Raw genomic sequence first — 24,150 nt, forward strand, 5'->3', positions numbered from 1 at the left:
CAGTCGGCCCATGGCGGGGATCGTCCTGTTCGACTTCGACGGCACGCTCGCGAGGCGACCCTGGATCAGCTTCGGTCGCATCCTGCTCGACGTCGTGCGGGCGCACGACCCGCAGACGCCCGTCACCGCGTCCGACCTGTGGGCCGGGCTCGAGGGCGGCTTCCCCTGGCACCACCCCGATGAGCCCCACCCCGAGCTGAACGGCGACCCCGACGCGTGGTGGGGCCGGCTCGAGCCCGTGCTGCTGATGTCGTGCGTCTACGCCGGCGTCGATGCCGAGATCGCCGAGCAGGCGGTGGCTGCCGTGCGCCCGCGCTTCTCAGACCCGGCCGAGTGGGAGCTGTTCCCCGAGACCACCGACGCATTGGAGGCGCTGCAGGAGGAGGGCTGGCGGCTGGCGATCGTCAGCAACGCCGTGCCCGAGCTGCGCCGGATCGTGGCCGGGCTCGGCATCGCGTCGTACTTCGATGCCATCATCTCGAGCGCCGAGGTGGGCTACGAGAAAGGGCACCCCGAGATCTTCCGCATCGCCCTGCGGGCGCTGGGCGAGCCCGAGCCGACAGCACCGGTGTGGATGGTGGGCGACAACCTCGAGGCCGACATCGAGGGGGCGACGCGGCTCGGCTTCGGCACCGTGCTCGTGCACTCGCAGGCATCCAACGGCGTCGCCCACGACTTGCGCGATGCGGCTTACATCATCCTGATGGCGGCGGAGCGGGCCTGAGCGGTCGCGCGCGCCGCGCTGATCGACTCGGCGAAGCCCAACGCCGGTCGACTCGGCGAAGCCGAATGGAGACCCTATTCCGCGGCGGCGAGCTGCCCGCAGGCACCGTCGATCTCCTTGCCGCGGGTGTCGCGGAGGGTCGTGGGAATCCCCGCGACCTCGAGCCGCCGGATGAACTCACTCATCACCTCGGGCTCCGACGACGTCCAGATGGACCCCGGCGTCGGGTTCAGGGGAATCGGGTTCACGTGGACCCAGCCCCGACCGCGCGCGTTGAGCTTCTCGGCGAGCAGGTCGGCGCGCCACGCGTGGTCGTTCATGTCCTTGATGAGCGCGTACTCGATCGAGACCCGGCGGCCGGTCTTCTCGAAGTAGTACCGCGCGGCGTCCAGCGCCTCGTCGACCTTCCAGCGGTCGTTCACGGGGATCAGCTCGTCGCGCAGCACATCGTCGGGGGCGTGCAGCGAGAGGGCGAAGGTCAGCGGAAGGTCCTCGTCGGCGAGCTTGCGGATTGCGGGCACGAGGCCGACCGTCGACACCGTGATGTGACGCGCGCTCATGCCGAGCCCCTCGGGCGCGGGCGCCACCATGCGGCGCACGGCGTTCATGAGCCGCTTGTAGTTGGCGAGCGGCTCGCCCATGCCCATGAAGACGATGTTGGTGACGCGCGGCGAGTCGAAGCCGCCGTCTTTGCGCAGTCCGCCGAGCTCGCCGTTCGCGATGGCGCGGTTCGCGGCGACGACCTGGTCGACGATCTCAGCCGTCGAGAGGTTGCGGGTGAGCCCCGCCTGGCCCGTCGCGCAGAAGGGGCAGTTCATTCCGCAGCCGGCCTGGCTCGAGACGCACAGTGTGACGCGGCCGGGGTAGCGCATCAGCACCGACTCGACGAGCGCGCCGTCGAAGAGGCGCCACAGGAACTTGATCGTCTCGCCCTTGTCGGTGCGCAGGCGGCGCACCTCGGTGAGCAGGGGCGGCAGCATCTTCTCGACGATCTCGTGACGAGAGGATGCCGGAAGATCGGTCATCTCGTCGGGGTCGACCGTGTAGTGCTCGAAGTAGTGCGTGCTGAGCTGGGTGGCGCGGAACGCGGGGAATCCCAGCTCGATGAGCTTCGCCTTTCGCTCCTCGAGCGTCAGATCGGCGAGGTGCGTCTCGGGCTGCGCGCGGCGGGGCTGGCGAAACTGCAGCAGCGGCCGGCCGCCGGCATCCGTCGCCTGGGTCCAGCCCTCGGCCTTGGGGCGGACCTGCGGGCGCGTCCGATGCGCGGCCGTCGTGTGCTCAGTCATACGCCCATTCTCTCAGGCGCTCGCTGGGCGGCGCCCCGCCACTCACTAGCGTGGTGACATGGGCGAGTCCGAAGACGCCGACCGCGGCGCGTTGCTCGCGCGCATCAGGCCGTGGAGCGTGGGCGTCAATCTCGCCGGGTTTCCGGTGAGCGCGGGCTTCCCCGCCCCGCGGCGCTTCGAGGTCTACGAGAACGGGCTCCTCGTGCGGGCCCTCACCACGACCGAGTTCATCGAGCGCGGCGACATCATGCTCATCACGCGGGTCCCGCTCGGCGTGCGCATCCACTGGGAGTACGGCGCGGGCGAGGCGATCGCCTTCGTGTCGTCGTTCCGGCGCGGCCGGATCGTTCGCGCCCTCGAAGGCGCGGACTTCCGGGTGGCGTAGCCCGTTCATGGGCGGGCCCGCCCGCAGTCACTCGTCCGTGTTGTCCACGTAATCGACCTCGCAGTCGTCGCAGCGCAATGCCGTTCCGGCGTGACGCAGCGCGGCTCCGCAGATCGGGCAGTCCGCCGTGGTCATGGACGTCTCCGTCGTCGTCATAGCCACCGACCATAGGTCGCGCTCATCGACCGGATCGACGCCTTGACATGTACGGGGCCGGTGTGGGCGGCGCCCGGCCCGGCCATCGGGTCCGGGACTGCCGACTCCGGCGCCGTCAGCGCAGCTCGATCGGGGGAACGCCCGGGGGAGTGAAGCCGAGCACCTGGCCGTAGAACGAGAGCTCGGCCTCGTTCGCGTCGATCAGCGTCTCGGCCTTGCGGAATCCGTGCGACTCGCCCTCGTAGAAGCGGGCCGCGTACGGGATGCCCTTCGACGCCAGCGCCTCGATGAACCGCTCGGCCTGCGAGGGCGGCACGATCGGGTCATCCAGCCCCTGCAGCAGCAGCACGGGCGTCGCGAGCTTGTCGACGTTGCTGATAGGGGCGCGCGAGAGGTAGAGGTCGGATGCCTCGGGCAGCGGCCCGATGAGCCCGTCGAGGTACCGCGACTCGAAGTCGTGCGTCTCTTTCGCGAACTCGGTGAGCTCGGCGACGCCGAAGTAGGACGCTCCGGCGGCGAATGCGTCGGACTGCGTCAGCGCCGACAGCACCGTCCAGCCGCCGGCCGATCCGCCCCTGATGAGCAGCCGCGCGCCGTCGGCGACCCCGGCCTCGGCGAGGCCGCGCACGGCGGCGATCGTGTCCTCCACGTCGACGACGCCCCATTGCCCGCGCAGGCGCTCGCGGTACTCGCGCCCGTACCCCGTCGAGCCGCCATAGTTCACGGCCACGATGCCGATGCCGCGGCTCGTCCAGTAGGCGATCGAGGGCTGAAGAGCGGGCACGCTGCGGCTGGTCGGGCCGCCGTGCACGAGCGCGATGAACGGCGGCAGCTCGCCCGCCGGCGCGCGGAACCCCGGATTCCGCGGGCGGTACACCACGGCATGCACCTCGCGCCGCGCGCCCTCGGCGCGAGGTTCTCGGGCTCGCCGTCGAGCGGCACGCGATAGAGGTTCCACCAGCCGCTGCGGTCGCTGACCGCGTAGAGCTCGTCGGGGGAGTGCCACTCGGGCTGCAGCACCGACTCGGTCGTCCCGCCGAGCACTGCCCGCCACGACGACACCCGGCCGTCTGCACCGATCTCGCCGACACGAAGTTCGGTTCCGTCCCACGGCATGTTCGGGTGGTCCCAGGCCACCCACGCGAGCCGTGTGCCGTCGGGGGAGAAGGCCGGGTGGGCGAGGAACCACGACCCCGCGACGACAGAAGTGATGCGCGAGGCATCCGCCACCGCCGCCCCGTCGAGCGGAACGAGGACGATATCGCGGGTGAGGTCGCTCGGCCCGTCGCCCGTGTGGGTCTCGCGGATCGCGAGCACCGCGTCGCCGTGGATCGAGATGCCGCCGAAGCGGAAGCCGCCCTCGGCCGGGGGTGAGCGGAACCGGCTCCTCGCCCGGCGTCAGCCGGTAGAGCCGCTGATCGCGGAACTCGACGAAGACGACATCGCGGCCGGCCGGTGCCCAGGCGCCCCCGCCGTACTCGTGCACGCGGCTGCGCGCATTCCACGGCGCGGGCAGCAGGTCTTCGACCAGACCGTCCGCGCGCCGCCGCCGCACGGCGTATCGGCCGGACTCCGCAGGGACGGACTCGAGCCACCAGACCTCGTCGCCGACGAAATGGGGCGAGGTCGCGCCGCTGCCGGCAGTGGCCACGTCGGCCGCGGTGATCGGGGACTCCCACTCGCCATAAGGCGCGGTGATCGGCTCGCTCATGCCCCGAGCTTACGAACCCGGGCCGGTGCCGGCGGTGGGACTCGAACCCACACGCCCTTTCGGACAAAGCATTTTGAGTGCTCCGCGTCTGCCATTCCGCCACGCCGGCCGACACCGCCTCTCGAAGATACCGCAGACAGGCAGACGCACCGCGCGTCGCAGGCCGGGCCACAACACCCGGCCACACGCCCGGCGTGACCGCGTCTTCAGGGCCGTGCCGCACCGCTCGTATACGCTTGAACCGTGACTGACCAGCCGGAGAACAACGCGCCCCGCCGCGTCGTCGTTGCCGAAGACGAATCCCTCATCCGCCTCGACATCGTCGAGATCCTGCGTGACAACGGTTTCGAGGTCGTCGGTGAGGCGGGTGACGGCGAGACCGCCGTGGCGCTCGCGACCGAGCTGCGCCCCGATCTGGTGGTGATGGACGTGCGGATGCCGAAGATGGACGGCATCGAGGCGGCAGACCGCCTCGGCAAGAACCACATCGCGCCCGTCGTGCTGCTGACCGCATTCAGCCAGAAGGAGCTCGTTGAGCGCGCTTCAGAGGCCGGCGCCCTCGCCTACGTGGTGAAGCCGTTCACGCCCAACGACCTGCTGCCCGCGATCGAGATCGCGCTCGCCCGCTACCAGCAGATCATCACGCTCGAAGCCGAGGTCAGCGACCTCGCCGAGCGCTTCGAGACCCGCAAGCTCGTCGACCGCGCCAAGGGCCTGCTCAACGAGAAGATGGGTCTCACCGAGCCCGAGGCGTTCCGGTGGATCCAGAAGGCGTCCATGGACCGCCGCCTCACCATGCACGACGTCGCGAAGGCGATCATCGACCAGCTCGCGCCGGGCACAGCCAAGAAGTAGCGCGTTTCAGATATGAAGAGCGGATGCCTGCCGGCATCCGCTCTTCGCATCTATCGGTCCTGCCATTCTTCGGCGAGCAGGCCGTAGACGATCCCGTCCAGCCACTCGCCCGAGCGGTGCAGGCTGGACTTGCGGCTGAACTCCTCGCGGCGCATGCCGAGGCGCTCCATGACCCGCCAGGACGGCTCGTTCGCGGCGAAGCAGCCGGCATAGACGCGGTGCAGCCCGAGTGGGCCGAAGCAGGCGCCGATCACCGCGCGCACGGCCTCGGTCGCATAGCCGCGGCCCTGGAAGTCCGGGTCGAGCGTCCAGCCGAGCTCGGCCTGCGCGTTGCGGGCCCGCTCTAGCACTTCGGCCTGCGCCCAGCCGTCTTCGATGCGCACCATGAGGTCGCCGATGAGCCGTCCGCGGTTGCCAGGGTCGGCCGAGTCCTCGAGCCCGATGACGAGCTCATTCAGCAGCCGTGCGGGCTCGGCGAACCGCAAGCGGTAGGTCTCGAAGTCGGCGGGCGCACTCGAGATCCACTCGCCGACTTCGGGAAGCCTGCGCCAGACCCAGGTCGCCTCGGCATCGGCGGTGGTCGCGCGGTGGATGCTCAGGCGCTCGGTTCGCAGCGGCCAGGTCACAGCGCTCAGCGGATCCATGCAGGCCACGCTAGCGAGGAACGGGGATCGGTGCCGGTGGACCGATACCGTCTTCCCATGACGGACTTCTTCGTGGCGGATGCCGCGGCTCTGGAGAGCCGTGCGGTTCAGGAACTCTTCGAGCAAGACCTCGCTGCGCTCAAGTCGGCGCGCCGATTCCTCGTCGTGCTGCCGGCCGGGCAGGCGGGTGAACGCGGCGCGCCTCGAGTCACTACTCTTCGTCGGGCGCGAGCTCGAAGCTCGCGGTCGTCATGAAGGCGCGCGCACCAGGACCGAACGCGACGAACCGCTGGCCCATATCGTCCGGCTCGTCGTCGACCGACTGCTCTGGTGCCCGCGGCGTGCCGAGCATCGCGCGCGTCAGTTCAGCGCTCGCGGAGAGCAAATCGTCGAGGGCCCGCTTCAGGTGGTCTGCGGTAGCCGGCACCGACTCGCGCGCCGCGGCGAGCGCGGTTCGTCGCATCAGCTCCTTGGCAAAGGAGCCGGTCACTCCCTCGGCCCGCGCTGCCGCGTCATCCAAAGCCTCGTCCGGAAGATCTAGACGCTGCGCATAGCGGCGGAACAGCTCCTTGCGTGCAGCCGCATCCGGCAGGGGGATCTCCACTGCGAGGTCGACGCGGCCGGGCCGCTGTGCGAGCGCCTTCTCGAGCACCGAGACCCGGTTCGTGGTCATGATGAACGCGACGTCCGCGTCGCCGTCCAACCCGTCGAGCGCGTCCAGCACCTCGAACAGCAGCGGCTGCGGCGTCATATGGCGCTGCATGGCAACGAGGTCGATGTCCTCCAGCACGACGAGCGACGGCTGGAACGTGCGGGCGATCTCGGTGGCTGCGCCGATGAACTGGATGCTCTCGCCGGTGAGCACGACGGCCGTGACCCCTTCGGTCGCCGACAGAATCCGTCGCACTGTCAATGTCTTGCCGGTGCCCGGCGGCCCGTACAGCAGCACACCGCGCTTCAGATGCTGACCGGCCGCGCGCAACTGCTCGCGGTAGGCCGCGATCCCGACGACGTGCCCGTCGATCATTTCCATCACCCCCGGTGGCAGAACGACATCGTCGGCGGCCACGCGCGGGCGCTCGAGGAAGGTGGCCCCTGCGGCGTTGCCGTACTCGGTCGCGTGGAACGAGAGGACCTTCCCGCGCAGCACACTGAGCTCCACCATCAGGGTGCGCACCCTTTCGAGCAGCGCTGCGGCCACCTCTGGCGACGGGGCGAGCACCTCGAGAGTTGCGGCCTGCCGGCCGAACTCATGGGCGGCGGCGCGCTGGAGAACCACGACCGGCGTTCCGTCGAACTCGAGTAGCCACGCGCCGAACGAGACCACCTGGGTCGTCGCGCTCGGCCCCGATGCGGCGGCGACGAAGTCGACCGGGCCGACATCGAAGCGCGCGTGCGTGTGCGCGACCAGCTCGGGAAGCCCGCTGTGCATGCGCATACTGCCCCCGCTGACGCCGATCAGGCGATCCGGGTCGCCTCCGCTCAACTCGCGCAGCGCCACATCGGCGTCGACGAGCCGGTGCTCGGCGATCGCCTCGGCAACAACGGGCAGCCGCTCTGGCGCTGTTCCCAGATGGGCGGCGAGGCGGTCGCCGAACGGCGTGCGCGACCCCGCTTCGTCGACCTGCCCGACCGCGCGCTCCATGAACGCTTGGAAGGCACGAAGTACGTCACGGTCGAACTCGCTGAGGCTCACGGCCTCATTCTCGTGATCGGATGCCTGTGCGCGCAGCATCCCTGATCAGGGGTAGCGGCCTCCGCACCTGACAGACGGTCGAGAAGCCGCCCGCGCTACTTCCGCTCGCGGGTCAGGTTCGTGATGCGGATCGTCGACAGGCGCCGCCCGGCCTCGTCGGTCACCACGATCTCGTGCACCGTGATCGTCCGCCCCGCGGACAGGACGCGGCAGGTTCCCGTGACCCACCCCGAGGTCGCCGAGCCCGTGTGCGTCGCGTTGATGTCCACGCCGACGGCGAAACGGCCCTCGCCGCCCTGCTGCGCGAGGTAGTTCGCGTGCATTGAACCGAGCGACTCGCCGAGCACGCAGTAGGCGCCGCCGTGCACGAGACCGAGGGGCTGCGTGTTGCCTTCGACAGGCATCCGCGCCACCGCATGCTCACGATCGAACTCGAGGATCTCGATGCCCATCCTGTCGGCGAGCGCGCCCTGCCCGCGCGAGATGTACCACTCGACGTCGTCGGTCACTGAGGTCCTTTCGAGACGGGGCCGGTGTCGGTGGCCATCGCTAGGCTTTGACCCGTGCCAGATACGCCCAAGAAGCCTACTTTGATGATCATCGACGGCCATTCGCTGGCGTTCCGGGCGTTCTTCGCGCTGCTGCCGGCTGGCCGCTTCGTCACCGACGACGGGCAGCACACCGAGGCGATCCACGGCTTCATCTCCATGCTGCTGAAGCTCCTGAAAGACCATGAGCCGACGCACCTCGGCGTCGCCTTCGACATCAGCCGCTACTCGTTCCGCACCCGCGAGTACCCGGAATACAAGGGCGGCCGCGGCGAGACGCCGCCCGAGTTCATCGGCCAGGTGCCGCTTCTGCAGGAAGCGCTCACCGCGATGAACGTGCAGTGGCTTCAGAAAGAGGACTTCGAGGCCGACGACATCCTCGCCACGCTGGCCACGCAGGGCGCGGCGCAGGGCTTCGAGGTGCTCGTCGTCTCGGGCGACCGCGACAGCTTCCAACTCGTCGGCGACAGCACGACCGTGCTCTACCCGAGCGTGCTCGGTGTCAGCGAGCTGAAGCGCTACGACGCGCAGGCCGTCTACGACAAGTACATGGTGTGGCCCCACCAGTACCCCGAGCTCGCGGCACTCACGGGCGAGAAAGCCGACAACCTGCCCGGCGTCGACAAGGTCGGCCCCAAGACCGCTGCGAAGTGGATCGCCCAGTGGGGCACCGTCGACGAGATCGTCGCCCATGCCGACGAGATCAAGGGCGTCGTCGGCGAGAAACTGCGCGAGCAGAAAGAGAACGCGCTGCGCAATCGCCGCCTCAACCGGCTCGTCACCGACGTCGAGCTGCCGGTCGGCCCCGCCGACCTCGAGCGCCGCGCGATCAACGAGCAGGCGGTGCGCGAGGTCTTCGGGCGACTGCAATTCCGCACGCTTCTCGACCGGGTGCTCAAGCTCGGGTCGACGGATGCTTCACCTGACGGCGCCTCGACCGAGCCGGTCGCCGAGCCCGAGATCGAGACGGCGCCCCCGGTGCGCACCCTCGTCGACGAAGAGCTCGCGCACTGGCTGGCCGCGGCATCCGTCGACAAAGAGGGCGGCACGCAGCCCGTCGCGGTGCAGCTCGACTACGGCCCCGCCGGCATCGCGGGCTACGGCCTGTCGATCGCCGACGACAGCGCCTATGTGCCGTTCAAGGAGGGCACCGGCGACTACGAGGCGTTCGCCGCGTGGCTCGCCGACCCGTCGCAGCCGAAGCTCTTCTTCAACGCGAAGCCGCAGATCGAGGCATCCGCTCGTGCGGGTCTGCCCGTGCGCGGCGTGGCGGGCGACACCCGCGTCGCCGGTGCGATCCTGAACCCGGCGAAGGCGCCCGCCAGCCTCGCCGACCAGGTCTACGAGGTGCTCGGCGAGAGCCTGCCGACGCCCGACCCGAACCAGCTCGTGCCCGACTCCGAGCCGATCAGCGCGGCGAGCCAGGCCTGGTACGTGCTGCGCATCGCCGACGACCTCGACATCGCGTTCGCCCCGGGCACCAAGCAGGTCTACGAGACGATCGAGGTGCCGCTCGTCGAGGTGCTCGCGAAGATGGAGCTGACGGGCGTCGCCGTCGACGCCGAGGTGCTGCGCGGCCAGCGCGAGGTGCTGAGCGGCTGGGTCGACACCTACCAGCAGGCCGCCTACGCGGCCATCGGGCACGAGGTCAACATGGGCAGCCCGAAGCAGCTGCAGACCGTGCTGTTCGACGAGCTGCAGCTGCCGTTCACGCGCAAGACGAAGACCGGGTACTCGACGGATGCCGACTCGCTCGCCGACCTGCAAGAGAAGGTCGACGCCGACACCCCCGGCTACGTCTTCCTCGACGCGCTGCTGCGTCACCGCGACGCGACCAAGCTGCGGCAGATGATCGAGACCCTCGAGAAGTCGATCGACGCGAACGGGCGCATCCACACGACCTACGACCAGGTCGGGGCGGCCACCGGGCGCATCTCGTCCAACGACCCCAACCTGCAGAACATCCCCGTGCGGTCCGAGACCGGCAAGCAGATCCGTTCCGCCTTCGTCGCCGGCGAGGGCTTCGAATGCCTGCTGACGGCCGACTACTCCCAGATCGAGATGCGCATCATGGCGCACCTCTCGGCAGACGAGGGTCTGATCGCCGCCTTCACCGAAGGCGAGGACTTGCACCGCTTCGTCGGCTCGCACGTCTTCGGCGTTCCGCCGGAAGAGGTGACGCCGATCATGCGCTCGAAGGTCAAGGCCATGTCGTACGGCCTCGCCTACGGCCTCGGCCCGTTCGGCCTCGCCAAGCAGCTGCGCATCTCGCAGGGCGAGGCGAAGCAGCTCATGAGCGACTACTTCGAGCGCTTCGGTGGGGTGCGCGACTACCTGCGCAACGTCGTCGCCCAGGCGAAGGTCGACGGCTACACCGAGACGATCTTCGGCCGCCGGCGCCCGTTCCCCGATCTCAACAGCCTGAACCGTGTGCTGCGCGACAACGCCGAGCGCGCGGCGCTCAACTCGCCGATCCAGGGCTCGGCCGCCGACATCATGAAGATCGCGATGCTGGGCGTGGCGAGCGACATGGCGGATGCCTCGCTCGAGTCGCGCATGCTGCTGCAGGTGCACGACGAGCTCATCTTCGAGGTGGCGCCGGGGGAGTGGGACACGCTCGAAGAGATCGTCACCCGCCGCATGGCCGGTGCGGCCGACCTGAGTGTGCCGCTGACCGTGCAGGTCGGCCGGGGCGCCAACTGGGACGAAGCCGCCCACTAGAGACTGGATAGGGTCGACATATGAGCGACGAACGCACTCCGACAGAGATCGACGCCATCGCCGAGCGGTGGCTCGACACCAGCCTCGACCTGTACCCCGAGATGCGCGTGTACCTCGGCCGACCCGGCCGCGAGGGCGAGTACGGCGACTACTCGCCTGCCGGTCATCAGCAGGCCGCTGACGCCGCTCGCCGGGCCCTCGCCGAGATCCAGGCAGCGGAGCCCACCGACGAGACCGACACGGTCACGAAGCTCGACCTCACCCGCGAGCTCGAGCTTGAGATCGAGAAGCACGAGGCGGGCTTCTGGCAGCGCGACCTCAACAACATCGCCTCGCCGCTGCAGAACCTGCGCGACGTGTTCGACCTCTCGGCGACCGCGAGCGCCGACGACTGGGCCGTGATCGCCAAGCGCATGGCCAACGTGCCCGCCGCGATCCGCGGCTACATCGAGTCGCTGCGCGTCGGCATGTCCAGCGGGAACGCCCCCGCGGCGCGGCAGGTGCACATCGGCATCCAGCAAGCAGACGAGCTCAACTCCCGCGACGGCTTCTTCTTCACGCTCGCAGGCGAGGCGAAGAGCGCCGACGGCTCCGAGCTTCCCGACTCGGTCAAGGCCGACCTGCAGCGGGGCGCGCAGGCCGCAGCCGCCGCCTACGGCGAGCTCAGCTACTTCCTCGACGACGAGCTGCAGCACGAGGCGCCAGAGCGCGACGCCGTCGGGCGCGACATCTATTCGCTCGCGAGCCGCGGCTTCCTCGGCGCGAAGATCGACCTCGACGAGACCTACGAGTGGGGCATCGAAGAGCTCGCGCGCATGGTCGCCGAGCAGGAGGCGATCGCGAAGCAGATCAAGCCCGACGCGTCGGTCCGCGAGGCGATCGAGTTCCTCGACTCCGACCAGAGCCGCAAGCTGCACGGCACCGAGGCGCTCCAGCGCTGGATGCAGGAGACCAGCGACCGCGCCGTCGCCGAGCTCGGCAGGACCCACTTCGACATTCCCGAGCAGATCCGCACCCTCGAGTGCATGATCGCGCCGACGCAGAACGGCGGCATCTACTACACCCCGCCGGCCGACGACTTCTCGCGCGCCGGCCGCATGTGGTGGAGCGTGCCGCCGGGCGTCACCGAGTTCGACACGTGGCGCGAGCTCACGACCGTCTACCACGAGGGCGTTCCCGGTCACCACCTTCAGCTCGGCACGGCCGTCTACAACAAGGCGCAGCTCAACGCCTGGCGCCGCTTCGCCGGTACCTCGGGCCACGCCGAGGGCTGGGCGCTCTACGCCGAGCGGCTGATGGAAGAGCTCGGCTATCTCGACGACCCCGCCGACCGCCTCGGCATGCTCGACGGCCAGCGCATGCGCGCTGCCCGCGTCGTACTCGACATCGGCGTGCACCTCGAGAAGCCGCTGCCCGACGGCTCCGGAATCTGGACGGGCGACTACGCCTTCGGCTTCATGGGCCGCAACGTCAACATGGAGCAGGGCTTCGTCAACTTCGAGGTGAACCGCTACCTCGGCTGGCCGGGCCAGGCCCCGTCCTACAAGGTCGGCCAGCGCGTGTGGGAGCAGATCCGCGACGAGCTGAAGGCGCGGGAAGGCGACGCGTTCGACGTCAAGGCGTTCCACAAGAAGGCGCTCGACATGGGCGGTGTGGGCCTCGACACCCTGCGCACCGCACTGCTCGGCTGAAGTCCGCCAGCGGCGCGAGAGCGGATGCCTTCCGGGAGGCATCCGCTCTCGCGGACCGGGAATGCCCGCGTTGAGGCATCCGTTTCAAATCAGGTAAACTTGAACGTCACATTCGTGACTTCTATATCCGCTCGCCTGAAGCGGGGCGTGTTCACAAACACTCGGTGCCATCGTTTCGGGCCTGATTCATGTCCATCCCGGAGTAACCACTCAATGACTACCACTACGACCGAAAAGGCAGCCAAGCAGGTCGCCATCAACGACATCGGCTCTGCTGAGGACTTTCTTGCCGCGGTCGAGAAGACTCTGAAGTTCTTCAACGACGGTGACCTCATCGAAGGCACCGTTGTGAAGGTCGACCGCGACGAGGTCCTCCTCGACGTCGGTTACAAGACCGAGGGTGTCATCCCCTCTCGTGAGCTTTCCATCAAGCACGACGTCGACCCCAGCGAGGTCGTCGGCGTCGGCGACACCGTCGAGGCCCTCGTTCTCCAGAAGGAGGACAAGGAAGGCCGTCTGATCCTGTCGAAGAAGCGGGCTCAGTACGAGCGCGCCTGGGGCGATGTGGAGAAGATCAAGGAAGCCGACGGCGTCGTGACCGGCCAGGTCATCGAGGTCGTCAAGGGCGGCCTGATCGTCGACATCGGCCTCCGCGGCTTCCTGCCCGCGTCGCTGATCGAGCTGCGCCGCGTGCGCGACCTCACGCCGTACCTCGGCCAGGAGATCGAGGCGAAGATCCTCGAGCTCGACAAGAACCGCAACAACGTGGTCCTCTCGCGCCGCGCCCTGCTCGAGCAGACGCAGTCCGAGTCGCGCACCACCTTCCTCAACAACCTCCACAAGGGCCAGGTCCGCAAGGGCGTCGTCTCGTCGATCGTCAACTTCGGTGCGTTCGTCGACCTCGGTGGCGTCGACGGCCTCGTCCACGTCTCCGAGCTCAGCTGGAAGCACATCGAGCACGCCAGCGAGGTCGTCGAGGTCGGCCAGGAGGTCACCGTCGAGATCCTCGAGGTCGACCTCGACCGCGAGCGCGTCTCGCTGTCGCTCAAGGCCACGCAGGAGGACCCGTGGCAGGTCTTCGCCCGCACCCACGCGATCGGCCAGGTCGCCCCGGGTAAGGTCACGAAGCTCGTTCCGTTCGGCGCATTCGTCCGCGTCGCCGACGGCATCGAGGGCCTCGTCCACATCTCCGAGCTGTCGGGCAAGCACGTCGAGCTCGCCGAGCAGGTCGTGTCCGTCGGCGAAGAGGTCTTCGTCAAGGTCATCGACATCGACCTCGAGCGCCGCCGCATCAGCCTCTCGCTGAAGCAGGCCAACGAGGGCGTCGACCCCGAGGGCACCGAGTTCGACCCGGCGCTCTACGGCATGCCGACCGAGTACGACGAGCAGGGCAACTACAAGTACCCCGAGGGCTTCGACGCCGAGACCGGCGAGTGGAAGGAAGGCTTCGAGGAGCAGCGCGCCAAGTGGGAGGCCGACTACGCGGCCGCTCAGGCCCGCTGGGAGGCCCACAAGAAGCAGGTCGCCCGCCAGCTCGAGGAAGAGGCGAACAACACCGGCCCGTCCAGCTCGTCGTCGTTCTCGACCGAGTCGGCTGCGACCGGCACCCTCGCCGATGACGAGTCGCTCGCCGCTCTGCGCGAGAAGCTCTCGAGCAACTAAGGCTGCCGCAGCGCTAGCTGAGCAGTGAGCATCGGGGCCGGGTCCGCAAGGACCCGGCCCCTTTCGCATGCCGGTAACGTGGAGGCCGTGAAGCTCATCGCCCTCACCGGGGGCATCGCCTCGGGAAAGTCCACCGTGTCCGCACGACTCGCCGAGCACGGCGCCGTCATCCTCGACGCCGACAAGCTGGCCCGCGAGGTCGTCGAGCCGGGGCAGCCGGCGCTCGCGCAGATCGTCGCCGAGTTCGGCGAGCACCTTCTGCTGCCCGACGGCACGCTGAACCGCCCCGCGCTCGGGTCGATCGTGTTCAACAACACCGCTGCGCTGAAGAAGCTCAACGACATCACGCACCCGGCCGTGTGGGAGCTGGGGCAGGCGAAGCTGCGCGCGATCGAGGCGGACGACCCCGACGCGATCGTCATCTATGACGTGCCCCTGCTGGTCGAGGCATCCGCAGAGCGCCCCATGAGCTTCGAGCAGGTGATCGTCGTCAACGCGAGCCGCGACGAGCGCGTGCGCCGCATGGTCGCCGACCGCGGCATGAGCCGGGCCGAGGCCGAGGCGCGCGTCGGGTCGCAGGCGACGGATGCCGAGCGTCTGGCCGTCGCCGACGTGGTGCTCGACAACGACGGCACCCGCGAGGAGCTGCTCGACGCCGTCGACGAGCTCTGGGCGACGCTGCGCGCTGCGTAGCGAGGATGCCCCTCGATAGGATCCCCTGATGCCCACCATCGACGAGATCCTCAGCTTCGACGACTCGCCGCCGCCGCCCGGTGCGAGCCCGTGGGTCGTCGAGCCGGTTGCCGCACCGATCACGCTGGTGAATTACGACCCGAGCTGGCCCGCGCAGGCCGCCGCGGTCGGCGCACGCATTGCGGCCGCGCTCGGCACCCGCGCGCTGCGGATCGAGCATGTGGGCTCGACGTCGGTGCCCGGCCTGCCGGCCAAGCCCGTCATCGATCTCGATCTGACCGTGGCCGCCCCCGCGCACGAGGCCGGCTGGCTGCCGCAGCTGCAGGCCGCAGGCTTCGTGCTGACGGTACGCGAGCCGTGGTGGCATGAGCACCGGCTGGTGCGCGGCGCCGCCCCCGCCGCGAACGTCCACGTCTTCGGCCCCGACAGCCCCGAGACCGTGAAGCACACGGTCTTCCGCGACTGGCTGCGCAGCAGCGGCGCGGACCGCGAGCTCTACGCCGCAGCCAAGCGCGAGGCGGCCGAGGCGACCACCCGCGGGCGAGGTCTCGTCATGGACTACAACCAGAGGAAAGAGGGCGTGATCCGCGAGATCTACGGGCGCGCCTTCCGCGCGGCGGGCTTCCTCGACTGAGCGCTGTGCGGAAGAACGCGCCTTTTAGGGGCGCGATGACGAACACACCAAAGCGACTCAGAAGCGCCACGTAGGCTGGTCAGGTGGTACAAAGCGCGAAAAGTTCGAGTGGGGGAGACGGCGGGACACTCGCCGAACTGATCGCGAAGAGGGCGGCAGAGTCACCGGCCGCCGTGTTCCTCGAGGACGCCCGCTCGGAGCGCGTCGTGCGCTACGGCGAGCTCGCCGACCTGCCCGCGCGTGCCGCCGCTCTCGGCGCCGACGGTGCCGTGCTGATCGCCGCGGAGGACCCGATCGACTTCGCCCTGAGCTACCTCGGCGCTCTCGCCGCGGGGCTGCGCGTCGCCCCGGTGGCACCCGATCTGTCAGACGGAGCGCTCGAGACGCTGCGCGGGCAGTTCGACGGCAGGACCGTCATCGTGCGCCGACTCTCGGACCTGCCCGCCGCCGCCGACACCGGCCCCGAGCGCCTCGGAGACGCCGTATCGGGCAGCGCGGTGCTGTTCACCTCGGGGTCGACCGGCACGCCGAAGGGCGTCGAGCTGGGCGAGGCGCAGCTGCTGCATGTGGCCCGCGCGGTCGCCGCGCACAACGCCCTGGCACCGGGCGACCGCGGCTACAACCCGCTTCCGCTCTTCCACATCAACGCCGAGGTCGTCGCTGTGCTCGCGACCCTCGTGGCCGGTTCGACCCTCGTGCTCGACCGGCGCTTCCACCGCACGGGCTTCTGGCAGCTCATGCGCGAACGCCGCATCACGTGGATCAACGCCGTTCCGGCGATCCTCGCGATCCTCGCGAAGGGCCCGATCGACGTGCCCGAGGGGCTGCGCTTCATCCGCAGCGCATCGGCGCCGCTTCCCGAGCCCGTGGCCGCGGCGTTCGCGGGCATCCCGCTCGTCATCAGCTATGGCATGACCGAGGCCGCCAGCCAGATCACGGCGACACCGCTCGACGGCTCGGCGCCCGCCGGATCGGTCGGGCGCCCAGTCGGGGCGCAGGTCGAGGTGCGCGACGACGAGGGGGCGGTGCTTCCTGCGGCATCCGTCGGCGCGCTCTGGATCCACGGCGACGGCGTCATCTCGCGCTACTTCGGCGGCGTCGCGGCCGACCGCTTCGATGCGGACGGCTGGCTCAGCACCGGCGACGTGGGCCGCGTCGACGCCGACGGCTTCGTCACTCTGCTCGGCCGCAGCGACGACGTGATCAACCGCGGCGGCGAGCTCGTGTACCCGGCCGACGTCGAGGACGCGCTGCTGCGCGACCCGCGCGTGCGCGAAGCCGTCGTGGTCGGCCGCCCCGACCCCGTGCTCGGCGAAGTGCCCGTCGCGTACGTCATCGCCGCCGATGCCGAGACGGATGCCGCCGGCCTGACCGCCGCGCTGACCGAGCGTGCCTCGGCCGAGCTGCCGAGGCATCTGCGGCCCGTCGAGATCATCGTGACCGAGGACCTGCCCCGTGCGGCGACGGGGAAGGTACAACGCGCCCGGCTCCGCGCCGCGTTCGAGGAGGGCGCCGAATGACGGAGGCGACGGAGCCGGCCGCCGAGCCGAAGAGCACGCCGGTGCGGAAGCGCCGGCACATCCACGAGATCGACATCATCCGCATCCTGACCTTCGCGTCAGTGATCGGCGTGCACACCATCAGCCACACCGTCGACGCCGACGACGTCCCGCTGCACGTGCTGCTCGCGCTGCTGCACTTCACGCGCGAGCCGTTCTTCTGGATCACGGGCTTCGTGCTGATGTGGAGCTACTTCCACAAACCGGTGCCGATGAGGAAGTTCTGGCCGCGGCGCTTCCTGCTGGTCGGCGTGCCCTACCTCGTGTGGTCGCTCGTGTATCTCGTGATCTACGACTACCCGCGCACCCACCACGACCCGTCCTTCGGCGGATTCGTGCTCGACTATGTGAGGGCCGTGCTGACGGGCACCGCGTGGTACCACCTCTACTTCCTGCTCGTGACGATGCAGGTGTATCTGCTCGTGCCGGTGATCGCCTGGCTGGTCAAGAAGACCAGGGGCCGGGGGCAGTTGGTGCTGCTCGGCGCGGCCGCCGTCGTGCAGCTCGCGCTGATGAGCTGGTACCACTACTGGCCCGACGTGCTGCCCGGCTTCGTCGCCTACGACAAGCAGTACTTCTTCAGCTACAGCTTCTTCATCCTCGCGGGAGCCGTGTGCGCCGACCACGGCGAGGGGTTCCTCGGCTGGATCGCCCGGAACCGCGGCAAGGTCGGCCTCATCACCCTCGCCTGCGGCCTGGTCTACCTGGGGGTCTTCGCGATCCAGGTGGCGACGGGCGCGAGCCTCTATTCGGCCGGCTCGCCGGTGCAGCCGGCCATCGTGGTCTGGGGCGTCGGCGTGGGGCTCGGCTTCGCCGCGATCGGCAGCGTGTGGTCGGATCGGCGCAGGGAGGGCAGTCTGCTCGCCCGGTCGGTCGACACGGCGACCGACCGATCGTTCGGCATCTTCCTGTCGCACCCGCTGATCCTGTGGACGCTGCTGTGGGCCGGCGACGAGTGGTTCGCACGTGCCGTGCCCGACCCGTGGCGCAGTCTGTGCGCCTACCTGATCGTCGTGCTCGGGGCGATCGGGCTCACCGAGCTGCTGCGGCGCAGCCCGGCGAGCCTCTGGTTCACGGGGCGTCCACCTCGGCGACGCCGCGCGGAAGCACCCGTCGCGGCTTCATGACGGCGGCGACCACCGCCGACAGCGCGAGCAGGGCGATCGAGATGCCGAACGGCCACTGCCAGCCGACCGAGTCGACCATCGCGCCGAACACGATGGGCGAGAAGATGCCGGCGATGCCGAAGCCGGTGTTCATCATGCCGCTCGCCGTGCCCGACCACTCGGGCGCGACATCCATCGGGATCGCCCAGAGCGTCGCGTTGCACAGCTCGAGGAAGAAGAACGAGAGCGACAGCGAGATCGTCGCGACGGTGAGCGTGTGCTGGAACAGCAGCGGCGTGAGCCACGCGAGCGAGCCGATGAGCCCGATGAGCAGCACGGTGCGCCGCGAGTTGCGCAGATTCCCCGTGCGCCGCAGCAGGAAGTCGGCGAACATTCCGCCGACCGTGTCGCCGACCACACCGCCGACGAGCACGAGAGACGTGAACAGCGCGTACTTCGACAGCGGCAGGTTGAAGGTGTCGGCGAGGAACGTCGGGATCCAGGTGAGGAACACCCAGAGCACCCAGCCATAGCCGAAGTCCACGATGCTCACCGGCAGGATCGTGCGGACGAGACGCCCCCACGGCGTGGCCGGGCGAGCGGCCTTCTCGAGCTCGCGCGGGATCTCGGAGAGCTCCTCGGCGGTGACCTTGGGGTGGTTCCGCGGGCGGTCGCGGTACGAGATCATCCACAGCAGCGCCCACACGACGCTGAGCAGGCCGATGAGCAGGAACGAGATCTGCCAGCCGGCGACGAAGGTGTTCAGGCTGTCGCCCCAGATGATCAGGCCGCCGACGACGAGCGGCGCGACGGCGTTGCCGAGACGCGACGCGGAGTGCACGACGCCCTGGGCGAAGCCGTTGCGGTCCGGCGGCACCCAGCGCGCCATGGCGCTCGTCGCGGTCGGGAACGCCGCCGACTCGGTGAGCCCGAGCAGCAGGCGCGCACCCACGAGCGACCACAGCCCGACGGAGAATCCGGTCGCGATCGTCGCGACGCCCCACAGCACGCCGATCCAGAACAGGGACTTGCGCGCGCCGAAGCGCTCGCCGATGTTGCCGCCGAAGATCTGCAGCAGGGCGTAGGGGATCGAGAACGCCGACACCGCGATGCCGAACTGCGTCGCGTTGAGGTGCAGGGCCTGCATGATCGTCGGCCCGGCGGTGGAGATGTTGGTGCGGTCGAGGTACGCGATGGCGTACATGACGCACAGGAGCAGCAGCACCTTTCCCCTGACGCGGTGGAGGATCGGCGTCGCGGCCGCTTTGGGACGGGAGAGGGATGTCTGAGAGCTCAACGTGCAGGTCCGATCGGTGCGTCAGGCGTGGTCTGTTCTCAACCTTGCTATCAGCCCGGTACCCCGGATTCGACAGATTGAGTTCAGGATCTGTTCAAGATCGTGCGTCAGGCGCGCATGAGCCGCGCGACGCGGGGCGCCACCGCTGCGGCATCCGCGCCCGCGACCGCCGTGACCGCTGAGGCGAGCACGCTGTCGGGGACGACCTGGCGCGCGTCGTCATCGGCGAGCAGCTCGACGAGAAGCGCGACCGCCTCTTCCGCGCGGCTCGCGATGGGGAACCAGGGGAGCGCGGTGCGCCAGGCCTTGAACGCCATGAGAACGATGTGGTGGTGCTGGGTCACGTGGGCGCGCTCGTGGGCGACGACGGCCGCGAGCTCGTCGTCGGAGAGCAGGCGCAGCAGGCCGTCGGAGAGCACCGTGACGGAACGCGGCGCGCCGGGCAGGCAGTAGGCGACCGGCGCCTCGTTCTCGATCAGGCGGGTGCCCGGGCGGTCGGGCATCGGCGTCGACAGCAGGTCGACGAGCTGGCGGTGGCGGCGGCGCTGCCTGCTGGTGCCCACCGCGGTGAGGCCGAGGTTGAGCAGCAGGTGCAGGGCGAGCAGGGCGGCCGCGCCCTGCGAGATGAACCACAGGGCGCCGATCATCGAGAGCCCGCCGGCGACGGCGATGGCCTGCCAGCAGAGCATGGCCAGCGCAGGCATCCGCACCGCCCAGCGCGCCCGCGCGAGCAGGACTGGCACGGGCCACGCGAGCAGAATCGCGATCGCGGCGGGGATCAGGACTTTCGTCACTGCGTCGGCGCCTTACGACCCGAGAAGCTTGCGGAGATGGTCGGTCTCACTCTTGCTCGCGCGCCCCAGGAACCGCGCCAGCACAGCCTCGCGGTCGGGCGCCGAGGTCAGCACCTCGTGCATCAGCTCGGCCATGTAGTCGTCGCGACTCAGCGTCGCGCCGAAGAGATGCGGCCGGCGTTCGCGGTCGCGGGTGACGAAGCCCTTGCCCTCGAGGCGGGTGAGCACCGTCAGCACCGTGGTGATCGCGGGCGAGCCGGGAAGTGCGTCGCGCACCTCGGTCGCGGCCAGCGGACCGGTCGACTGCCAGAGCAGATCCATGACCGAGCGTTCCAGTTCCCCTAGCGATGCCACGCCGTTATTCTACGCGTGGTAGAAAGTAACAAGTTCTACGTTATGTAGAAGTCGGCGAGAGCCGGCGCCTTTCTCATCCGTCGCCCGGAAGGGCGGAAACGTCCGAGAGGACACGACAGTGCATCTGACCGCGCTGGACCCCGTGCTGATCGCCCGCTGGCAGTTCGGCATCACGACCGTCTACCACTTCTGGATGGTGCCGCTCACCATCGGCCTCGGCCCGCTCGTGGCCTACTTCCAGATCCGCTGGCACCGCTCCGGCGACGCGCGCTTCTACCGGGCGACGAAGTTCTGGGGGAAGCTCTACCTGATCAACTTCGTGATGGGCGTCGCCACCGGCATCGTGCAGGAGTTCCAGTTCGGCCTCGCCTGGGCGCAGTACTCGCGCTTCGTCGGGAACATCTTCGGCGCACCGCTCGCCATGGAGGCGCTGCTCGCGTTCTTCCTCGAGTCGACCTTCCTCGGCCTGTGGATCTTCGGCTGGGGCCGGCTGCCCAAGGGCATCCACACCGCCACGCTCTGCATCGCCGTCGCCGGCTCGATCGTCTCGGCGTACTTCATCATCGTCGCGAACTCGTGGATGCAGCATCCGGTCGGCGTGACGATGGAGCACGGCCAGCCCGTGATGACGGATGTCTGGGCGATCCTGTCCAACAACACCGCGGTCTGGTCGTTCCTGCACACGATCCTCGGGTCGCTGATGGTCGGCGGCATGTTCCTGCTCGGCATCAGCTGGTACCAGCTGTGGCAGCGCCGCAAGGACGGCATCGACGGCGTCGATGCCGACGGCCGCGTGATCCCCGGCGAGAACGCCGCGATCCCCGGGCGCGACCGTGCGGACCACCGGCTCTGGCTCGGCTCGCTGCGGGTCGGATCGGTGGTCGCGATCGTCGCCTTCGCCTTCGTCTTCATCACGGGCGATCAGCAGGGCAAGCTCATGTTCGTGCAGCAGCCCATGAAGATGGCCGCGGCCGAGGCCGCCTGCGACACGACAACCGACTTCTCGGTGCTCTCGTTCGGCGCCTGGAACGCCGAGAGCTGCCACAGCGTGCACGACGTCATCGTCGTGCCCGGGGTGCTGTCGTTCCTCGCGAACGGCAACTTCGACACCCCCGTGAAGGGCGTGAACCAGCTCATCCCGATCTACCAGGAGCGCTACGGAACGCACGCATCGAACGGCAACGAGATCAACTACGTGCCGCTCATGCCCGTGACCTACTGGGGATTCCGCGTCATGATCACCCTCGGCGGCCTCGCCGCCTTCGCGGCGCTCGTCGCGCTGTGGCTCACCCGGAAGGGCACGGTGCCGCGCTCGAAGTGGGTGATGCGGCTCGCCCTGCTCGGCATCCTCGCGCCGTTCGCCGCCAACTCGGCGGGCTGGGTGTTCACCGAGATGGGGCGCCAGCCCTTCGTCGTCGCCCCGAACCCCACGGGCGACGACAAGCTGTTCCTGCTGACGCAGGTCGCGAACTCTCCGTCGGTGGGGGCGGGGGAGCTCGTGTTCTCGATCGCGTCGCTCGGCGGCCTCTACCTGATCCTCATGATCGTCGAGGCCTGGCTGATCACGAAGTACGTGCGCGGCGGCGCGGCGAGCGCGATCCCCGAGCTGGGCAAGAAGCCAGACGACACGGATGCCCCCGGCGGCGGGACCGGCCAGAAATCGCCCGACGACGTCCTGGCCTTCGCCTACTAGAAGAGGAGCGAGCTCATGGTCGACTTCCTGCCCACGCTGTGGTTCATCCTGATCGCGGTCCTGTGGACCGGCTACCTCTTCCTCGAGGGCTTCGATCTCGGCGTCGCGATGCACATGCTGCTGCTCGCCCGCGACGAGAAGGACCGGCGCGTCATGCTGAACACCATCGGGCCCGTCTGGGACGGCAACGAGGTGTGGCTGCTCACCGCCGGCGGGGCGACGTTCGCGGCCTTCCCCTTCTGGTACGCGTCGCTGTTCTCGGCGCTGTACATTCCGCTGATCCTCGTGCTGCTCGGACTCATCCTGCGCGCGGTCGCCATCGAGTACCGGGGCAAGGGCGACTCGCAGCGCTGGGTCGAGCTGTGGACCTGGTGCCTGGGCCTCGGGTCGTTCGTCGCCGCGTTCGGCGTCGGCGCCGCCCTCGCGCTCACCTCGACCGGTCTTCCGCTCGACCGGAACGGCGACATGATCGGCGGCCCGTTCGCATGGTTCAACGGCTACGCCGTGCTCGGCGGGCTCGCGGTCGTGGGCTTCGCGCTCGTGCACGCGGCCGACTTCCTCGCCCTCAAGACCGAGGGGCCCGTGCGCGAGCGTGCCGCCGCGTTCGCGTGGCCGTGGGGCGTCCTCTGCCTGCTGCCGATCGCGCTCTGGGCGATCTGGGTCACCGTGCGGGCGGGGCATCCGATCGCCTGGGTCACGCTCGCGATCGGGGTCGCGGCCGTGGTGTGGTGGGCGATCGAGGCGCGGGCGCGCCGCGAGGGCCTCGCGTTCCTCGGCCTCGGGGTCTTCATCGTCGCCGGGGTCGCGACGATCTTCGAGGCGATGTACCCCGTGGTGCTGCCCGCCTCGAACAACCACGCCTTCGACCTGACGGTGACGAACGCCTCGGCAGCGCCCTACACGCTCGAGGTCATGTCCTGGGTCGCGCTCATCGGGGTTCCGCTCGTGCTCGCCTACCAGGCGTGGACCTACTGGGTGTTCCGCAAGAGGCTGAGCGGCGACGCGATCCCCGAGTCCACGCCGTTCCGCGCCGCCGTCGCGGCGGCGGCCGGCGGCAGTGACGCCGCGAGCCAGCCGTTCGCCAAGTGAAGCCGCTGCTCGACGACCTCGGGCGGCCCGCGCTCTATCTGCTCGGGCTGCTCGGGGCGGTCAAGGCGGCGGGCCTCGTGCTGGTCGCCCAGGGCGTGGCCGCGGGGCTCGCCGCGCTGTTCGACCACACGGATGCCTGGCGCTCCGCCCTCTGGGTCGGGCTGCTCGGCGCCGCGCTGCGCGGCCTGTCGACCTGGGCGCTGCAGGCGGCATCCGCGCGCGTCGCGCTGGGCGTGAAAGAGAAGTTGCGTAGCCGTGTGCTGGATCGCGCAGTGACGGATGCCCGCGGCACGGTGGGCGCGACGACGACGGTCGCCACCACGGGCCTCGACGAGCTCGACCGCTACTACACGGTGTTCCTGCCGACGCTCGTCGGCGCCGCCACGGTGCCGCTGCTCGTCGGCATCCGGATCCTGACCGCGGACTGGGTCTCCGCCCTGATCGTGGTGGTGACGATTCCGCTGATCCCCGTCTTCATGGTGCTGATCGGGCTCCATACGCGCGAGTCGGTCGCGACGGCGACGAGCGCGCTCGCGCGCATGTCCGACCACATGGTCGAACTGGCACGCGGTCTGCCCGTGCTGATCGGCCTGGGGCGCGTGCGCGAGCAGAGCGCGGCGCTGCGGAAGCTCTCGGACGACTGGCGCATGACGTCGCTCGGCACACTGCGCACCGCGTTCCTCTCGGCCCTCGCTCTCGAGCTGATCGCGACCCTCTCGGTCGCGGTCGTCGCCGTCTTCGTCGGCGTGCGGCTGGTCGCCGGCACGATGCCGCTCGAGGCGGGGCTGCTCGCGCTCGTGCTCGCACCCGAGTGCTATGCCCCGTTCCGCGACATCGGGTCGGCCTTCCATG

At 69.5% G+C, this 24,150-nt stretch carries 22 protein-coding genes and 1 tRNA gene; 13 read left to right on the top strand and 10 right to left on the bottom strand.

What is annotated here, in order from left to right; all coding sequences use genetic code 11:
• A partial coding sequence (locus ACM2XV_RS02805; protein WP_487025884.1) for an HAD family hydrolase occupies positions 1-724 on the top strand: 724 nt, incomplete at its 5' end.
• A 74-nt stretch (positions 725-798) separates the two neighbouring features.
• On the opposite strand, the gene rlmN is transcribed toward ACM2XV_RS02805, so the two are convergent.
• Positions 799-2,010, bottom strand: coding sequence for a dual-specificity RNA methyltransferase RlmN (gene rlmN / locus ACM2XV_RS02810; RefSeq protein ID WP_344777889.1), 1,212 nt, complete (start codon positions 2,008-2,010; stop codon positions 799-801).
• Positions 2,011-2,068: 58 nt separating this feature from the next.
• On the opposite strand from rlmN, the gene ACM2XV_RS02815 reads away from it, so the two are divergent.
• Positions 2,069-2,395, top strand: a complete 327-nt coding sequence (locus ACM2XV_RS02815; RefSeq protein ID WP_487025885.1) for a hypothetical protein — start codon at positions 2,069-2,071, stop codon at positions 2,393-2,395.
• A 271-nt stretch (positions 2,396-2,666) separates the two neighbouring features.
• Here ACM2XV_RS02815 and ACM2XV_RS02820 read toward each other — a convergent pair whose 3' ends face one another.
• From ACM2XV_RS02820 to ACM2XV_RS02830, 3 genes are all read right to left on the bottom strand, one after another.
• On the bottom strand, positions 2,667-3,335 hold the full coding sequence (locus tag ACM2XV_RS02820; protein WP_487025886.1) for a S9 family peptidase: 669 nt from the start codon (positions 3,333-3,335) through the stop codon (positions 2,667-2,669).
• Positions 3,272-3,868, bottom strand: coding sequence for a TolB family protein (locus tag ACM2XV_RS02825; protein WP_487025887.1), 597 nt, complete (start codon positions 3,866-3,868; stop codon positions 3,272-3,274). The genes ACM2XV_RS02820 and ACM2XV_RS02825 overlap by 64 nt, the downstream gene beginning before the upstream one ends.
• Positions 3,869-4,288: 420 nt before the next feature.
• A tRNA-Leu gene (locus ACM2XV_RS02830) sits at positions 4,289-4,371 on the bottom strand.
• A 134-nt stretch (positions 4,372-4,505) separates the two neighbouring features.
• Here ACM2XV_RS02830 and ACM2XV_RS02835 point away from each other — a divergent pair.
• Positions 4,506-5,117 carry an ANTAR domain-containing response regulator gene (locus ACM2XV_RS02835; RefSeq protein ID WP_344777904.1) on the top strand — a complete coding sequence of 204 codons (612 nt, stop codon included), beginning with the start codon at positions 4,506-4,508 and terminating at the stop codon, positions 5,115-5,117.
• 50 nt (positions 5,118-5,167) lie between these two features.
• On the opposite strand, the gene ACM2XV_RS02840 is transcribed toward ACM2XV_RS02835, so the two are convergent.
• The 3 genes from ACM2XV_RS02840 to ACM2XV_RS02850 form a co-directional block, all read right to left on the bottom strand.
• Positions 5,168-5,761, bottom strand: coding sequence for a GNAT family N-acetyltransferase (locus tag ACM2XV_RS02840; protein WP_344777905.1), 594 nt, complete (start codon positions 5,759-5,761; stop codon positions 5,168-5,170).
• A 211-nt stretch (positions 5,762-5,972) separates the two neighbouring features.
• Entirely contained in the window at positions 5,973-7,406 is a 1,434-nt protein-coding gene (locus ACM2XV_RS02845) for an AAA family ATPase (protein WP_487025888.1), read from the bottom strand.
• A gap of 146 nt (positions 7,407-7,552) precedes the next feature.
• Positions 7,553-7,966: a PaaI family thioesterase gene (locus ACM2XV_RS02850; RefSeq protein ID WP_487025889.1), complete on the bottom strand. Its 414-nt coding sequence runs from the start codon at positions 7,964-7,966 to the stop codon at positions 7,553-7,555.
• Positions 7,967-8,050: 84 nt separating this feature from the next.
• Between ACM2XV_RS02850 and polA the strand changes: the two genes are divergently transcribed.
• The 7 genes from polA to ACM2XV_RS02885 all read left to right on the top strand — a co-directional run bounded on the left by polA (position 8,051) and on the right by ACM2XV_RS02885 (position 18,092).
• The gene (polA, locus tag ACM2XV_RS02855) at positions 8,051-10,726 is read left to right on the top strand and encodes a DNA polymerase I (RefSeq protein WP_487025899.1); all 2,676 of its coding nucleotides are present in this window, start codon (positions 8,051-8,053) and stop codon (positions 10,724-10,726) included.
• Between the two features lie 20 nt (positions 10,727-10,746).
• A complete protein-coding gene (locus ACM2XV_RS02860; protein WP_487025890.1) occupies positions 10,747-12,417 on the top strand; it encodes a DUF885 domain-containing protein in 1,671 nt (556 codons plus the stop codon).
• 213 nt (positions 12,418-12,630) lie between these two features.
• The gene (gene rpsA, locus ACM2XV_RS02865; RefSeq protein WP_487025891.1) at positions 12,631-14,079 is read left to right on the top strand and encodes a 30S ribosomal protein S1; all 1,449 of its coding nucleotides are present in this window, start codon (positions 12,631-12,633) and stop codon (positions 14,077-14,079) included.
• Positions 14,080-14,166: 87 nt separating this feature from the next.
• Complete coding sequence (gene coaE / locus ACM2XV_RS02870; protein ID WP_344777913.1) at positions 14,167-14,772, top strand: dephospho-CoA kinase; 606 nt, start codon at positions 14,167-14,169, stop codon at positions 14,770-14,772.
• A 28-nt stretch (positions 14,773-14,800) separates the two neighbouring features.
• Entirely contained in the window at positions 14,801-15,406 is a 606-nt protein-coding gene (locus ACM2XV_RS02875; protein WP_487025892.1) for a GrpB family protein, read from the top strand.
• A gap of 83 nt (positions 15,407-15,489) precedes the next feature.
• Positions 15,490-16,926: a class I adenylate-forming enzyme family protein gene (locus ACM2XV_RS02880; RefSeq protein ID WP_487025893.1), complete on the top strand. Its 1,437-nt coding sequence runs from the start codon at positions 15,490-15,492 to the stop codon at positions 16,924-16,926.
• Positions 16,923-18,092 (top strand): acyltransferase, encoded by a 1,170-nt coding sequence (locus ACM2XV_RS02885; protein ID WP_487025894.1) that lies wholly within the window; start codon positions 16,923-16,925, stop codon positions 18,090-18,092. Before ACM2XV_RS02880 ends, ACM2XV_RS02885 begins: the two co-directional genes overlap by 4 nt.
• Here the strand turns inward: ACM2XV_RS02885 and ACM2XV_RS02890 are convergent.
• The 3 genes from ACM2XV_RS02890 to ACM2XV_RS02900 form a co-directional block, all read right to left on the bottom strand.
• On the bottom strand, positions 18,037-19,296 hold the full coding sequence (locus ACM2XV_RS02890) for an MFS transporter (RefSeq protein ID WP_344777921.1): 1,260 nt from the start codon (positions 19,294-19,296) through the stop codon (positions 18,037-18,039). The two genes, ACM2XV_RS02885 and ACM2XV_RS02890, sit on opposite strands and share 56 nt — an antisense overlap.
• 179 nt (positions 19,297-19,475) lie before the next feature.
• On the bottom strand, positions 19,476-20,162 hold the full coding sequence (locus ACM2XV_RS02895; protein WP_487025895.1) for a M56 family metallopeptidase: 687 nt from the start codon (positions 20,160-20,162) through the stop codon (positions 19,476-19,478).
• 12 nt (positions 20,163-20,174) lie between these two features.
• Positions 20,175-20,516, bottom strand: coding sequence for a BlaI/MecI/CopY family transcriptional regulator (locus tag ACM2XV_RS02900; RefSeq protein WP_487025896.1), 342 nt, complete (start codon positions 20,514-20,516; stop codon positions 20,175-20,177).
• A gap of 133 nt (positions 20,517-20,649) precedes the next feature.
• Between ACM2XV_RS02900 and ACM2XV_RS02905 the strand changes: the two genes are divergently transcribed.
• The 3 genes from ACM2XV_RS02905 to ACM2XV_RS02915 all read left to right on the top strand — a co-directional run.
• On the top strand, positions 20,650-22,209 hold the full coding sequence (locus tag ACM2XV_RS02905) for a cytochrome ubiquinol oxidase subunit I (RefSeq protein ID WP_487025900.1): 1,560 nt from the start codon (positions 20,650-20,652) through the stop codon (positions 22,207-22,209).
• Between the two features lie 15 nt (positions 22,210-22,224).
• A complete protein-coding gene (gene cydB / locus ACM2XV_RS02910; protein WP_487025897.1) occupies positions 22,225-23,298 on the top strand; it encodes a cytochrome d ubiquinol oxidase subunit II in 1,074 nt (357 codons plus the stop codon).
• Positions 23,295-24,150, top strand: an 856-nt coding sequence (locus ACM2XV_RS02915; protein ID WP_487025898.1) for an ABC transporter transmembrane domain-containing protein, incomplete at its 3' end; no start/stop codon positions are given. The genes cydB and ACM2XV_RS02915, both read left to right, overlap by 4 nt.

The sequence above is a fragment of the Gryllotalpicola sp. CP2-P1 genome (assembly GCF_057512245.1).

What these genes read in the sequence shown, in the direction of transcription:
- rlmN (WP_344777889.1), bottom strand. Translation starts at nt 2,010, where the DNA reads ATGACTGAGCACACGACGGCCGCGCATCGGACGCGCCCGCAGGTCCGC.
- ACM2XV_RS02815 (WP_487025885.1), top strand. Translation starts at nt 2,069, where the DNA reads ATGGGCGAGTCCGAAGACGCCGACCGCGGCGCGTTGCTCGCGCGCATC.
- ACM2XV_RS02840 (WP_344777905.1), bottom strand. Translation starts at nt 5,761, where the DNA reads ATGGATCCGCTGAGCGCTGTGACCTGGCCGCTGCGAACCGAGCGCCTG.
- ACM2XV_RS02845 (WP_487025888.1), bottom strand. Translation starts at nt 7,406, where the DNA reads ATGGAGCGCGCGGTCGGGCAGGTCGACGAAGCGGGGTCGCGCACGCCG.
- polA (WP_487025899.1), top strand. Translation starts at nt 8,051, where the DNA reads ATGATCATCGACGGCCATTCGCTGGCGTTCCGGGCGTTCTTCGCGCTG.
- ACM2XV_RS02860 (WP_487025890.1), top strand. Translation starts at nt 10,747, where the DNA reads ATGAGCGACGAACGCACTCCGACAGAGATCGACGCCATCGCCGAGCGG.
- rpsA (WP_487025891.1), top strand. Translation starts at nt 12,631, where the DNA reads ATGACTACCACTACGACCGAAAAGGCAGCCAAGCAGGTCGCCATCAAC.
- ACM2XV_RS02875 (WP_487025892.1), top strand. Translation starts at nt 14,801, where the DNA reads ATGCCCACCATCGACGAGATCCTCAGCTTCGACGACTCGCCGCCGCCG.
- ACM2XV_RS02885 (WP_487025894.1), top strand. Translation starts at nt 16,923, where the DNA reads ATGACGGAGGCGACGGAGCCGGCCGCCGAGCCGAAGAGCACGCCGGTG.
- cydB (WP_487025897.1), top strand. Translation starts at nt 22,225, where the DNA reads ATGGTCGACTTCCTGCCCACGCTGTGGTTCATCCTGATCGCGGTCCTG.